At 72.5% G+C, this 12,564-nt stretch carries 13 protein-coding genes; 8 read left to right on the top strand and 5 right to left on the bottom strand.

What is annotated here, in order from left to right; genetic code table 11:
- The first annotated feature begins 168 nt into the window (after window positions 1–168).
- The 3 genes from ABZX40_RS19345 to ABZX40_RS19335 all read left to right on the top strand — a co-directional run bounded on the left by ABZX40_RS19345 (window position 169) and on the right by ABZX40_RS19335 (window position 4,285).
- Entirely contained in the window at window positions 169–420 is a 252-nt protein-coding gene (locus ABZX40_RS19345; RefSeq protein WP_355739667.1) for a hypothetical protein, read from the top strand.
- 269 nt (window positions 421–689) lie between these two features.
- Window positions 690–2,300: a penicillin-binding transpeptidase domain-containing protein gene (locus ABZX40_RS19340; RefSeq protein ID WP_355739670.1), complete on the top strand. Its 1,611-nt coding sequence runs from the start codon at window positions 690–692 to the stop codon at window positions 2,298–2,300.
- A 293-nt stretch (window positions 2,301–2,593) separates the two neighbouring features.
- A complete protein-coding gene (locus ABZX40_RS19335) occupies window positions 2,594–4,285 on the top strand; it encodes a penicillin-binding transpeptidase domain-containing protein (protein ID WP_355739673.1) in 1,692 nt (563 codons plus the stop codon).
- An 85-nt stretch (window positions 4,286–4,370) separates the two neighbouring features.
- On the opposite strand, the gene ABZX40_RS19330 is transcribed toward ABZX40_RS19335, so the two are convergent.
- Window positions 4,371–4,754, bottom strand: a complete 384-nt coding sequence (locus ABZX40_RS19330) for an SsgA family sporulation/cell division regulator (protein WP_355739676.1) — start codon at window positions 4,752–4,754, stop codon at window positions 4,371–4,373.
- Between the two features lie 260 nt (window positions 4,755–5,014).
- Here ABZX40_RS19330 and ABZX40_RS19325 point away from each other — a divergent pair, with 260 nt between their 5' ends.
- The 4 genes from ABZX40_RS19325 (at window position 5,015) to ABZX40_RS19310 (ending at window position 8,907) form a co-directional block, all read left to right on the top strand.
- Window positions 5,015–6,073, top strand: coding sequence for an energy-coupling factor ABC transporter permease (locus ABZX40_RS19325; protein ID WP_355739679.1), 1,059 nt, complete (start codon window positions 5,015–5,017; stop codon window positions 6,071–6,073).
- 4 nt (window positions 6,074–6,077) lie between these two features.
- Window positions 6,078–6,839 (top strand): cobalt ECF transporter T component CbiQ, encoded by a 762-nt coding sequence (cbiQ, locus tag ABZX40_RS19320; protein WP_355739682.1) that lies wholly within the window; start codon window positions 6,078–6,080, stop codon window positions 6,837–6,839.
- Entirely contained in the window at window positions 6,827–7,636 is an 810-nt protein-coding gene (locus ABZX40_RS19315; RefSeq protein ID WP_355739685.1) for an ABC transporter ATP-binding protein, read from the top strand. The genes cbiQ and ABZX40_RS19315 overlap by 13 nt, the downstream gene beginning before the upstream one ends.
- A gap of 101 nt (window positions 7,637–7,737) precedes the next feature.
- Window positions 7,738–8,907 (top strand): serine hydrolase domain-containing protein, encoded by a 1,170-nt coding sequence (locus tag ABZX40_RS19310; RefSeq protein WP_355739729.1) that lies wholly within the window; start codon window positions 7,738–7,740, stop codon window positions 8,905–8,907.
- A 90-nt stretch (window positions 8,908–8,997) separates the two neighbouring features.
- Here ABZX40_RS19310 and ABZX40_RS19305 read toward each other — a convergent pair whose 3' ends face one another.
- Complete coding sequence (locus tag ABZX40_RS19305; protein ID WP_355739688.1) at window positions 8,998–9,360, bottom strand: nuclear transport factor 2 family protein; 363 nt, start codon at window positions 9,358–9,360, stop codon at window positions 8,998–9,000.
- A 106-nt stretch (window positions 9,361–9,466) separates the two neighbouring features.
- Between ABZX40_RS19305 and ABZX40_RS19300 the strand changes: the two genes are divergently transcribed.
- Window positions 9,467–10,357: a LysR family transcriptional regulator gene (locus ABZX40_RS19300; protein ID WP_355739691.1), complete on the top strand. Its 891-nt coding sequence runs from the start codon at window positions 9,467–9,469 to the stop codon at window positions 10,355–10,357.
- A 9-nt stretch (window positions 10,358–10,366) separates the two neighbouring features.
- Here ABZX40_RS19300 and ABZX40_RS19295 read toward each other — a convergent pair whose 3' ends face one another.
- From ABZX40_RS19295 to ABZX40_RS19285, 3 genes are all read right to left on the bottom strand, one after another.
- Window positions 10,367–10,750: a helix-turn-helix domain-containing protein gene (locus ABZX40_RS19295; protein ID WP_355739694.1), complete on the bottom strand. Its 384-nt coding sequence runs from the start codon at window positions 10,748–10,750 to the stop codon at window positions 10,367–10,369.
- Between the two features lie 213 nt (window positions 10,751–10,963).
- Window positions 10,964–11,236: a DUF1876 domain-containing protein gene (locus ABZX40_RS19290; RefSeq protein ID WP_355739732.1), complete on the bottom strand. Its 273-nt coding sequence runs from the start codon at window positions 11,234–11,236 to the stop codon at window positions 10,964–10,966.
- Between the two features lie 110 nt (window positions 11,237–11,346).
- Window positions 11,347–12,036, bottom strand: coding sequence for an alpha/beta hydrolase (locus ABZX40_RS19285; protein ID WP_355739696.1), 690 nt, complete (start codon window positions 12,034–12,036; stop codon window positions 11,347–11,349).
- Window positions 12,037–12,564: the final 528 nt, after the last annotated feature.

Below are 12,564 nucleotides of genomic sequence, written 5' to 3'. Positions count from 1 at the left end.
CCACTTGCACGGCCGCGTCCGGTTCCCGGAGTCCCCATCCATGCGAGGACGGTAGCGGCGCCGGCCGACGGCGGTGACCGGACCCCTGGACGTGGCCGGGGGTGTGGACGGCGTTCAACTCCGCCGGGTACCAAGGGAGTCGGAGACCATGCGACTCAGGGGGATGCCATGCGGGGTGCCGGAGGCCGTCGGGGCGTTGTGGGTGCCGGGACGGCGGTCGTGGGGGTGCTGCTGCTCGCCGGGTGCGCCGACCGGAGCGAGGTGGTCACCTGGACCGATGAGCACGGGCGGGCGTGCACCGGTGTCGCGGTGGTCGACGCCGACGGGGACCGGGAGATCAGCAGCATCGACTGCGAGTACCCGCCCGCGGGCCGTACGCCGGGCCCCTCGACCTGGAAGCCGCTGCCGGAATCGGACTGAGCCGGACCGAGCCGGACCGAGCCGGACTGAGCCGGACTGAGCCGGACCGAGCCGCCGGGGACATCCCGTAGATCCGATAGATGCCCTATGCACCAGCTCCATGTCTCTGTTCTGCCACCGTCCGGCAACAGGCGTCACAGTTCGCCCTCCCGGCGCCTACAGTTCGACACGCCCGGCCGTCTGAACGCGTTCAGAACGTCCGCGTGCCGCCGGGGCGGAGCAGGCAGAGCAGCAGGGGAACCGAACGGGGAATCGGGGAGGGCCGCGTCATGCGCAAGGGGGTCAAGGGGGCCGTCGTGGGGACGGTGTTCGCCGGGATGGTGGGCGCCGCCGGATACGGGGGGTACACCTTCGTCTCCGCGATGGGCGACGGCTCCGGCGGGACCGAGGTGAGAACCGGCCCACCGAGCGCCGACGAGATCCAGGAGGCCAGCGCCGACTTCTTCGCGGCCTGGGAGAAGGGCGACGGCACCGCCGCCGCCGCGCTCACCAACAACGCCTCCGTCGCCGCCCCGGTCCTCAACGCCTTCGGTCAGGAGGCCCGTATCAAGGACGTGGCGATCACCCCCGGCACGGCCACCGGTGCCACCGTCCCGTACTCGGTGAAGGCAACGGTGTCATACGACGGCAAGAGCAAGCCGCTCGCCTACGACAGCAGTCTCACCGTCGTCCGCGGCAAGACCACCGGCAGGGCGCTGGTCGACTGGGAGCCGTCGGTAGTGCATCCGGACCTCAAGGCCGGTGACACCCTGATGACCGGGCCCTCGGCGCAGCCGCCGATCGAGGCGGTGGACCGCGACGGCAAGGTCCTCACCGCGAAGAAGTACCCCTCGCTCGGCCCCATCCTCGACGAACTGCGGGCCAAGTACGGCGAGCAGGCCGGTGGCACCCCGGGCGTCGAGCTGGCGATCCGGCACACCGCGACCGGCGCCGCCGACACCCCGCTGCTCACCGTCGCCGAGGGCGAGCCGGGCGAGCTGACCACCACGCTCAGCGCGAGCGCGCAGGCCGCGGCGGAGAAGGCGGTCGGCGCGTACGACGAGTCGTCGGTGGTCGCCGTCCAGCCCAGCACCGGCGAGGTGCTGGCCGTCGCCAACAATCGCGCGGACGGCTGGAACGCGGCGTTCCTGGGCGAGGTCGCTCCCGGGTCCACCATGAAGATCATCACCGCCGCCACGCTCATCGACTCCGGGCTGACCACCGAACAGGGGCCCGCGCCCTGTCCGGACACGGCGCTGTGGGAGGGCCAGACCTTCAACAACCTGGACACGCTGGAGCCCAATGAGGGCGCGACCCTGGCGGACACCTTCGCCCGGTCCTGCAACACCGGTTTCATCAAGTACACCGACGATCTGGACGCCGACTCCGTGACCCGGGAGGCCGAGGAGCGGTTCGGGCTCGGCAAGGACAACTGGAAGACCGGCATCCCCTCCTTCGACGGTTCGGTCCCCGCGGTCGAGGGGCCCGACAAGGCGGCGAACCTCATCGGCCAGGGGCAGGTCCAGATGAGCCCGCTGAACATGGCGTCCGTGACCGCGACGGCCAGCACCGGGACGTTCCGGCAGCCGGTGATCGTGCCGCGGTCCCTGGACGACCGTGAACTCGCCACCGCGAAGGGACTCTCGTCCGGGACCGTCGCCCAGCTCCGCTCGATGATGAACCGCACGGCGGTCAGCGGCACGGGCGCGGCGGCGATGGCGGGACTGGGCGGGGACATCGGGGCGAAGACGGGGTCGGCGGAGGTGGACGGCGCGGAGAAGGCGAACAGCTGGTTCACCGGGTACCGGGGGGACATCGCGGCGGCGGCGATGGCGGAGGGCGGCGGCCACGGCGGCGACGCGGCGGGCCCGATCGTGGCGTCGGTACTCCGGGCGGGGTGACGGGGCCGGGTGACGGGGCCTCACTCACCGCATCGGCGGGTGCCGCCACGGCTTTTCATGGGCGGAGAGGCTTTCAGGGGCGCAGAGGCTTTTGGGGGCGCGGGGAACTGCGCGACCAGCCCCCACCCACCCGCACCCGACGAACAACCCGACGCCCCGTCACCACCCGGCCCCCGACGGAGTCGTACCGCACAGGTCGGGCCCCTAGGCTGGTGCACTCGTTGGCAACACTGAGATCACCACAGCCGAAGCAGCAGAAAAAGCAGACGCACAAGAATGAGGTCGGAACCAGCGTGGGCAACAGAAGGCGCGACGCCGAGCGACGAAAGACCACCCGCCCCTCCCTCGTCGGCGGCATGGTCGCCGTGGTCGTGGGCGGAGCCGGCCTCGGTGTCTACGCGCTCTACGGCGGTGCCGCCGCCGAGGACAACCTGGTCTCCGGCGCGGGACAGCGCGCCAAGCCGGTGAAGACCGGCCCCCTCTCGGCGACCGAGATCACCACCGCCGCCGAGACCTTCCTCACCGCCTGGCAGCGGGGCGATGTCATCGCCGCGGCCTCCGCCACCAACGACGGCCCCGCCGCCAAGGCGCTCCTCACCGACTACGCCGAGGACGCCGGGATCGGCGACCTCACCCTGACCCCGGGCACCCGCCAGGGCGACAAGGTCCCGTTCACGGTGAAGGGCACGGTCACCTCGCCCAAGACGGAGACCCGCCCCGAGATCAGCAAGCCCCTCTCCTACTCCAGCACCCTCACCGTCATCCGCCGCGCGGGCGACGGCACCCCCCTCGTCGAGTGGCACTCCGCGGTGCTGCACCCCGAACTCCAGGACGGCGACACCCTCGTCACCGGCGCGGCCGGCACCCCGCCGGTCAAGGCGCTGGACCGGGACGGCGGTGAGCTGACGGCGAAGAAGTACCCGTCGCTGGGCCTGGTCCTGGACGGGCTGCGGGAGAAGTACGGCAAGACCGCCGGCGGCACCGCGGGCATCGAGCTGCGGGTGGTGCGCGGCGAGGAGTCCAAGAAGAAGGACGCCTCGGACAAGACCCTGCTGGAGCTGAGCGAGGGCACGCCGGGCACGGTGGAGACGACGTTCAGCCCGACCTTGCAGGCGGCGGCCGAGGAGCAGGTGGCGAAGAAGGCCAGGTCGTCCGTGGTGGTGATGAAGCCGTCGACCGGGGAGATCCTGGCCGCCGCCAACGCCAACCCGAACTTCAACACCGCCTTCCAGGGCTCGCTGGCGCCGGGCTCCACGATGAAGGTGATCACCGCCTCGCTGCTGATCGACAAGGGGCTCGCGTCGATGGACAAGGCGCACCCCTGCCCGAAGTACTTCACCTACGGCAACTGGAAGTTCCAGAACCTGGACGAGTTCGAGATCAAGGACGGCACGTTCCGGACGAGTTTCGCGCGGTCCTGCAACACCGCCTTCATCAGCCAGGCGCCGAAGCTGAAGGACGACGATCTCACCAAGCAGGCCCAGCAGGTCTTCGGCCTCGGGCTGAACGACTGGGCGATCGGGGTGCCGACCTTCGACGGCGCGGTGCCGGTGCAGTCGAAGGCGCAGATGGGCGCCTCGCTGATCGGCCAGGGCGGGGTGCGGATGAACCCGCTGAACATGGCGTCGGTGTCGGCGACCGTCAAGGAGGGCGTCTTCCGCCAGCCGTATCTGGTCGATCCGTCGGTGGACGGGCGGACCCTGGCGACCGCCTCGCGCACGATGTCCGCGGACACAGCGGGGCAGTTGCGCGAGCTGATGTCCTACACGGCGTCCTCGGGCACGGCGGCCGAGGCGATGGCCGGGGTGACCGGTGACGCCGGTGCGAAGACCGGGTCGGCGGAGGTCGACGGCCAGAAGAAGCCCAACGGCTGGTTCACCGCGTACCGGGGCGATCTGGCCGCGGCCGGGGTGGTCCAGCAGGGCGGCCACGGCGGCTCGACGGCGGGCCCGATGGTCGCGGCACTGCTCAAGCTGGGCGACTGAAACCGGGCGACTCAGACTCAGGCCAGGCGGCCGACCCCGGGCGACTCGGACCGAGGCCGGGCGGCCGAACCCGGGCGACTCAGACTCAGGCCGGGCGGCCGATCCCGGTCACCGTGGGCGTCGGCTCCCCCGCCAGATACGTCCGCCGCAGGAACCGCATCAGCGTCTTGGCGTCGAACTGCACCACCGACACACCCTGCGCGGAGTGGAACTCGACCACGGCCTGGACCCGGCCGCACGGCCAGACCTTGACCTCGCCCGACCCGGCGGGTTCCCGCAGCCCCTGTTCCAGCAGGGTGCGGTCGAAGGTCCACTCGTGCGGTCCGGGCGGGCCGGGCAGCCCGATCCGGACCGACAGCGGGTCGGCCTCGGGGTCGTAGCGCAGCACGACGGGAACGGCGTCGGGCTCGTCGGGGATGTCGGTGTCGGTGACGATATGGGCTCGCGCGTACTGCTCGACTGCGGACATCGGACGGCCCCTTTACCCAGCGTGACCTGTAGGAGAGCGGTGCTGCCCCGCCCCTCCTCCAATGTCACACACTTTCCCGATACCGCCCCTGGAGAGAATGTCTCCGGAACCGCCTCCGAAACCGGCTCCGGAACCGGCTCAGAACCGCCTCCGGTTCCGCCTCCGGAACCCCTCTGCGCCGATCTCCGTATACGCACACGAGACGTTCCCGACACCCAGGCGCTCTTGCACAGGGTTCGCAACAGGTCAATCATCGCCCTGTGCATGTACCTGACGGATTCATCAACGCCCCCACCTCCGCCGTGGCGGGCGTCGTCGCGGCGGGCGCCGTGGCCGTGTCCCTGCGTGGTGCGCGCCGGGAACTGGACGAGCGGACCGCGCCGCTGGCGGGACTGGTCGCCGCGTTCATCTTCGCCGTGCAGATGCTGAACTTCCCGGTCGCGGCCGGGACCAGCGGGCATCTGCTGGGCGGGGCGCTGGCCGCGATCCTGGTCGGGCCCTACACCGGCGCGCTCTGTATCTCCGTGGTGCTGCTGATGCAGAGCGTGCTGTTCGCGGACGGCGGGCTGACCGCGCTCGGCGTGAACATCAGCACCATGTCGGTGGTCGGGGTCGTGGTGGCGTACGTCGTCTTCCGCGCTCTGGTGAAGGTGCTGCCCCGGCGCCCCGGCTCGGTGACGGCGGCCTCGTTCGCCGCCGCGCTGGTGTCCGTCCCCGCCGCCGCGCTCGCCTTCGTCGGGTTCTACGCGATCGGCGGCACCACCGATGTCCCGCTGGGCACGGTCGCCGCGGCCATGGGCGGGGTGCATGTGCTGATCGGGATCGGCGAGGCGGTCATCACCGCGCTCACCGTCGGCGCGGTGATCGCCGTCCGGCCGGATCTGGTCTACGGGGCCCGGGATCTGCGGCAGCCGCTGAAGCTGCGGGTGGGCGGGGAACTGGTCGACGCGCCGGGCCGGGAGCCCGAGCCGGTGGGGGCGCCGCGCGCCTCCCGCCGCACCTTCCTGCTCTCCGGGCTCGTGGTCTCCCTGCTCCTGGCCGGTGTCGTCAGCTTCTACGCGTCCGCCAACCCGGACGGGCTGGAGCGGGTCGCCGAGGACAAGGGCTTCGCGGACTCCGCCGAGGAGCACGCGAACGCCGATTCCCCGCTGGCCGACTACGGCGTCCGGGACATCGACAACGCCCGGCTCTCCGGCGGTCTCGCGGGCGTGATCGGCGTCGGCGCGACGGTCGTCGCGGGCGGCGCGGTCTTCTGGGCGATCCGCCGCCGCCGTACCGGCGACGACGCCACCACCGCCTCGGCCGCCGGAAGTTCCTGACCCCGTGGGAGCGGGACACGCGCACCGGCTCTACCGGCACGGGCACTCGCCCGTGCACCGGCTGCCGCCGCACACCAAGATCGCCGCCACCTTCGCCTTCGTGGTGGTCGTGGTGTCCACCCCGCGCGCGGCGATGTGGGCGTTCGGGCTGTACGCCGTGCTGCTCGCGGTCGTCGCCGGGATCGCCCGCGTGCCCGCCGGGCTGCTGCTGCGGCGGCTGCTGATCGAGGTGCCGTTCGTGGCGTTCGCGGTGCTGCTGCCGTTCGTGGCGCGGGGCGAGCGGGTGGACGTCCTCGGCCTGTCGCTGAGCGTCAACGGTCTGTGGGGCGCCTGGAACGTGCTGGCCAAGGGCACCCTCGGCGTCGCCGCCTCCGTCCTCCTCGCCGCCACCACCGAACTGCGCGCCCTGCTGCTCGGCCTCCAGCGGCTGCGCCTGCCCCCGCTCCTCGTCCAGATCGCCTCCTTCATGATCCGCTACGGCGATGTCATCGCCGACGAGATGCGGCGGATGCGGATCGCCCGCGAGTCCCGGGGCTTCGAGGCGCGCGGCGTCCGCCACTGGGGGGTGCTGGCGAAGTCGGCGGGCGCGCTGTTCATCCGCTCCTACGAACGGGGCGAGCGCGTCCATCTGGCCATGATCAGCCGGGGCTACACCGGGACCATGCCGGTCATCGACGAGGTCCGCGCGGACCGCGCCCAGTGGTCGTACGCGCTGGCCCTCCCGCTGACCGCGCTGGTGGTCTGTCTGCTGGGATGGACCCTGTGACTGACCCTGTGACGGACCCTGTGAGCGACGACGACAGCACGGCCCCCGCCTCCCTGGAGGTCTCCGGTCTCGCCTTCGCCTACCCCGACGGGCATCAGGCGCTGTTCGGCGTCGACTTGCGGATCGGGCGCGGCGAGCGGGTCGCGCTGCTCGGCCCGAACGGCGCCGGGAAGACCACCCTGGTGCTGCATCTCAACGGCATCCTGACCGGCGGCACCGGTACGGTCCGGGTGGCCGGGCTGCCGGTCGGGCGGACACACCTGGCTCAGATCCGGCGCCGGGTCGGGATCGTCTTCCAGGACCCCGACGACCAGCTCTTCATGCCGACCGTGCGCGAGGACGTGGCGTTCGGACCGGCGGCGGCCGGGCTGAAGGGCGCGGAGCTGGAGGCCCGGGTGGAGCGGGCGCTCGGGCAGGTCGGCATGGCGGAGTTCACCGACCGTCCGCCGCACCATCTCTCCTTCGGCCAGCGGCGCCGGGTGGCGGTGGCGACCGTCCTCGCCATGGAGCCGGAGATCCTGGTCCTGGACGAACCGTCGTCCAACCTCGACCCGGCCTCCCGCCGCGAACTCGCCGACATCCTGCGCTCCCTGGACGTGACGGTCCTGATGGTCACCCATGACCTCCCCTACGCGCTGGAACTGTGCCCGCGCGCGCTGATCCTCAGCGAGGGAGTGATCGCGGCGGACGGCCCCACCCGCGAACTGCTCACGGACGGGGAGCTGATGCGGGCGCACCGGCTGGAGCTGCCGTACGGCTTCGATCCCCGGTCGGTACCGGCGGCGGGCCGGGGCTGAGCCCACCGGGCGAGGAATCAGGCGGCGGTGGCTGGCTGTTGCACCCCTTGCCGGGGTGGTGATGGCAGGGAAACGGAACGGAACGGAGTGCGGGCGTGGGCGTGGAGATACAGGGCACGGTGGCGGAGGGGTTCGAGCCGGTCCGGGACGCCTTCGTGCGCAACTTCGAGACGCTCGGCGACCGGGGCGCGGCCGTCGCCGTCTACCGGGACGGGCACCGCCTGGTCGATCTGTGGGCCGGGACGCGGGACATCGACGGGACGGCCCCCTGGGAGCGGGGCACGGCCCAGATCGTGCGCTCGGCGACCAAGGGCGTGGCCGCCGCCGTCCTCCTGCTGCTGCACCAGCGCGGGGAACTGGACCTGGACGCGCCGGTCGGCGAGTGGTGGCCGGAGTACAAGACGGCCGGCAAGGAGCGGACCGCCGTCTGGCATCTCCTGGCGCACCGGGCCGGGGTGCCGGTGCTGGACCGGCCGCTGACACCGGAGCAGGCGGCGGACCCGGTGCTGGGGGCGCGGGCGGTGGCGGCGCAGGCACCGGCCTGGGAGCCGGGCACCGGGCACGGCTATCACGCGCAGACCTTCAGCTGGCTGACGGCGGAACTGGTGCGCCGGGTGACCGGGCGGGGCATCGGGGAGTGGATCGCCGAGGAGATCGCCGGGCCGGTGGGCGCGGACTTCTGGCTGGGGCTGCCGGACGCGGAGGCGGCCCGGGTGGGCCGGGTGGGCCGCGGCGACACCCCGGGGACCGGCCCCGGTGGACTGCGCACCCGCCCCAAGCGGGCCGTCTCCGACGCCTACGCCGACCCGGACTCCCTCACCCGCCGCGCTTTCGCCGCGATCACCCCGCTGCCCGACGAGAACGACCCCGCCTACCAGGCTGCCGCGCTCCCCGCCTCCAACGGCATCGCGACCGCCGACGGACTGGCCCGGATCTACGCCTCGCTGATCGGCCCGGTGGACGGCGGGACGCGGCTGTTCACCCCGGAGACGGTGGAGCTGGCGCGCGGTGAGCGCTCGGCCGGACCGGACCGGGTCCTGGTCGTCGGCACCCGCTTCGGCCTCGGCTACATGCTGCACGGCAGCGCGTCCCCGCTGCTGTCGGACGGCTCCTTCGGGCATCCGGGCCGGGGCGGCGCGCTGGGCTTCGCGGACCCGGAGTCGGGGATCGCGTTCGGCTATGTCACCAACGGCTTCCGCAAGAGCGTGACGGCGGACCCGAGGGCACAGGCACTGATCCGGGCGGTGGGGGTGTGCTCGGCGGGACGCTGACGGCCGTTCCCTTCCCTACGACGGCGTCAGGCTCCCGTCCCTACGACGGCGTCAGGCTCCCTCCCCCACGACGGCGTCAGGCTCCCGTCCCTACGACGGCGTCACGAACTCCGGCTGGTCCAGCACCCGCAGCCAGCTCCCGTCCGGCTGCCGCCGCACCACCTGTGCCCGCGCCCCGGCCCCGTCGGTCGGCGGGGTGGCGGTGAGCGCGAGATCGCCGCTGACGAGGGTGGGCAGGGGCGGCTCGGGGGTGAAGCGGGGCCGGTCGGCGAGCACCTTCTCCCACAGCTCCCGGATCGCCGCCCGCCCGACGGTCGTCCGCCCCGGCGGATACGCGAGCACCGCGTCCTCCTCGTAGAGCGCGGCGACCCCGGCGGCGTCCCCGGCGTTGGAGCGCTCGACGAACAGCCGGGTGAGGTCCTCGGGCCGCATGGCCTTCTCGTGGCCGGTCATGGCTGTCACTCTCCCTCTCTGGGTTCTCTGCTCGGTCCCTCCAGCCTTCCGCCCCCCACTCCAGAAGTCCAACAGCTGGCTCTTCCTCATACTAGAATTCTCACTCATGGAACTGAGGCAGCTGGAGTACTTCGTAGCGGTCGCCGAGGAGCGGAACTTCACCCGGGCCGCCGAGCGGGTGCACATCAGCCAGTCCGGGGTCAGCGCCCAGATCCGGCAGCTGGAACGGGAGCTGGGCGCCGAGCTGTTCGACCGCTCGGGCCGTACGGCGACCCTGACCCCGGCCGGAAAGGCGGCGCTGGAGCACGCCCGGACCGCGCTGGCGGCCTCGGCGGCGGTCGGCGTGGCGGTGGCGGAGGTGTCCGGGGTGCTGCGCGGCCGGCTCACCGCCGGGATGGTGATCGGCTGCACGATCACCCCGCTGTTCGAGGGGCTGGCCGCGTTCCACCGGGCGCATCCGGGCGTGGAGATCGAGCTGCTGGAGGACAACTCGGAGCGGCTGGTGGAGCGGGTGCGGGCGGGCGGGGTGGATCTGGCGCTGGTCGGTACGGCGTCGGCGCCGCCGCGGGAGCTGGAGTCGCTGGTCCTCGTCAGTGAGCGGCTGATGGTGGCGGTCCCGCCGGACCACCCGCTGGCCGCCCGCCCCGGCGTCACCCTGGCGGAGGTGTCCGCCCACCCGCTGATCTGCATGCCGCCGGGGACCGGGGTGCGGACGGCGTTCGACCGGGCCTGCGCGTCGGCCGGGCTGGCCCCCGCGGTCACCCTCCAGGCGGGCGCGGCCGACGCCCTCGCGGAGCTGGCGGCCCGGGGCCTCGGGGTGGCCGTACTGAGCGAGTCCCTGGCCGCGCCCTACGCCGACCGGCTCACCGCCCGCCCGATCGAGGACGCCCCGGCCCCGGCGCTGCTCTCCCTGACCTGGCGGGACACCACCAGGAACCCGGCGCTGGCGGCGGCCCTCACCCACCTCGGGCGGGCGTTCGGGACACCGACGCCCTGAGGACGCCCCTCAGTCGTCGAACCGCCGCCGGGCGCCCTCGATGTGCGTCAGATGCTCCTGGGTCCAGCCGCAGATGGTGTCGACGGCGGCGCGCAGTGCGCGGCCGGGCGCGGTGAGGGTGTACTCGACGCGGGGCGGGACGGTGGGGTGGACCTTCCGGTCGACCAGGCCGTTGCGCTCCAGCATGCGGAGGTTCTGGGTGAGCATCTTGTGGCTGATGCCCTCGACCTCCTGGCGCAGCTCGCTGAAGCGGAGGGTGCCGTCGCCGAGCGCCTCGATGATCAGGAGCGCCCATTTGTTGGCGACGTCCGAGAAGATCTCGCGGGCGAGGGAGTCGGCGCGGCGCAGATCGGCGTCGGGCGGCAGGTCGTGGAGCAGTTGCTTGGTCACCATTGGGTTCCCCCGTCACCAAAAAGTGCGTTCTTCCAGGTCAGGCTTCACTCTCTTACAGTTTCCGAGTAACCACAAGAGAGCGAAGGGGTCCTCTGCATGGTGGGCCTGGTGGGGGCACGCGGAGACGATCGTCCGCCGCGATCGCGCCTACACGGAGCTGCGGGCGGGGGCGTGGCGGGTTAGGCGGGGGGCGAAACAGGTGTCAGGTGGGTGTCAGGCGTGGATCGGGCCGGAGGTCCGGCCCGAGTCCGCGTCGATCTCGCCGTGCGCCTTGGTGAGCAACTGCATGGCGATCTCGTTGAGGGCGCGGGCGCCCGCGATCTCCTCGCCTACGCGTGGCTGGTTGGAGTCGGCGTGATGGCGGGTGGCCCGGCCATGGGCGCGGACCTCGGTGCCATCGGGCAGCCGGACCAGCGCGGCGGCCCGGGTGTGCTGGTCGTCCTCCATGAACTCCAGCTCGACATGCCAGCCCACAATGGTGTGCATCGCGGTGCGCGGTGCGGGGCGGGTCGTGGTGTGCGTCGTGGTGTGCGTCATGACGGTCACCTCCGGAAGACCTGCTTCCAGGGTGCTCCCGCGCGCCCGCGCCCGCACGCTCATACGGCGTTGGCGGCGTCCTCGATCAGATCGGTGACCGGGCCCGGCTGCGAGGCGAGCGAGGCGTGGCTGGAGTCCAGCTCGATGGTCTTGCGGGGGTTCATCCGCTCGGCCATCCGGCGTTCGTTGTCCGGGTGGATCATGCGGTCGCTGCTGGAGACCTGGTACCAGACCGGCTTGGCCCGCCAGGCGGGGGCGCTGATGGCGTCGCCGAAGGTGGAGGCCAGCGGCGCCTTCTGGGTCACCCCCATGACGAGCCCCTCCTCCTCGGTCAGGTCCTGGCAGAAGCTCTCGTGGAACTTGTCCTGCTTGACCCAGAGGTAGCCGTCGGAGTCGGGGGCGAGGTTCTCGAAGGCGGCCGGGGGCTTCTCCTGGCTGATCCCGCCGGGGCTCTCCCCGGCGTCCGGCGCGAAGGCGGCGATGTAGACGAGGGCGGTGACATTGGGCAGGTCACCGGCCTCGGTGATGACGGCTCCGCCGTAGGAATGGCCGACGAGGACGACCGGGCCGTCGATCTGCTTGACCATCTTGCGGGTCCGCTCGGCGTCCTCGGCGAGCGAGGTGAGCGGGTTCTCAACGGCGTGCAGATCGGTGAAGCCGCGGCGGTGCAGCTCGGGGATGACCTTGGACCAGTGCGCGGCACCGCCCCAGAAACCGTGGACCAGGACGATTGCGGGCTTGGCAGCCATGGGGGTTGTTCCTTCCGTGGAGCGGGTTCCGGGACACCGGCCGCCCGGTCGGCGGCGGCGCGTAGGGATACGTCCCCCCTGGTCAGGCCGGACTCCGTCCCCCCGGTTCAGGCCGGACCGGCTCGGGTCGACTCGGGTCGACTCGGGCCCGTTCAGGCAGCTTCAGGACACCCCGTCCGGCGTACGGCCGCAACCGGAGGCCCTGCGGGCGGACACGGCGGGCGACCGCTCGGGGAGGAGCCCCTTCCAGCGGCACGGAGCGCCACGTCAACCGGCGCCCCGCCTCACCCGACTCCTCCGCCCCCCACCTCGCCCGGCCCCCCGCCTCACCCGACTCCGCCGCCTCGCCCGGCCCGCCACCTCACCCGGCCCCTCCGCCTCACCCGACTCCTCCACCTCGCCCGGCCCCCACCTCACCCAGCCCCCCCAACTCCCCCCCCCCATTACCTTCTTGGTGGCCCCGCAATGGGGCGCCCGGCCTCCGGAGTTGGCATGACTCTCTCCCCCTGTCGAGTTGATGGCTTGGGG

Origin of the sequence: Streptomyces sp. NPDC004610, assembly GCF_040609715.1 — a bacterium.
Classification (GTDB): domain Bacteria; phylum Actinomycetota; class Actinomycetes; order Streptomycetales; family Streptomycetaceae; genus Streptomyces.
The sequence above is the reverse complement of the archived record's forward strand: the minus strand, read 5'-3'. Positions and strand labels throughout refer to the sequence as shown.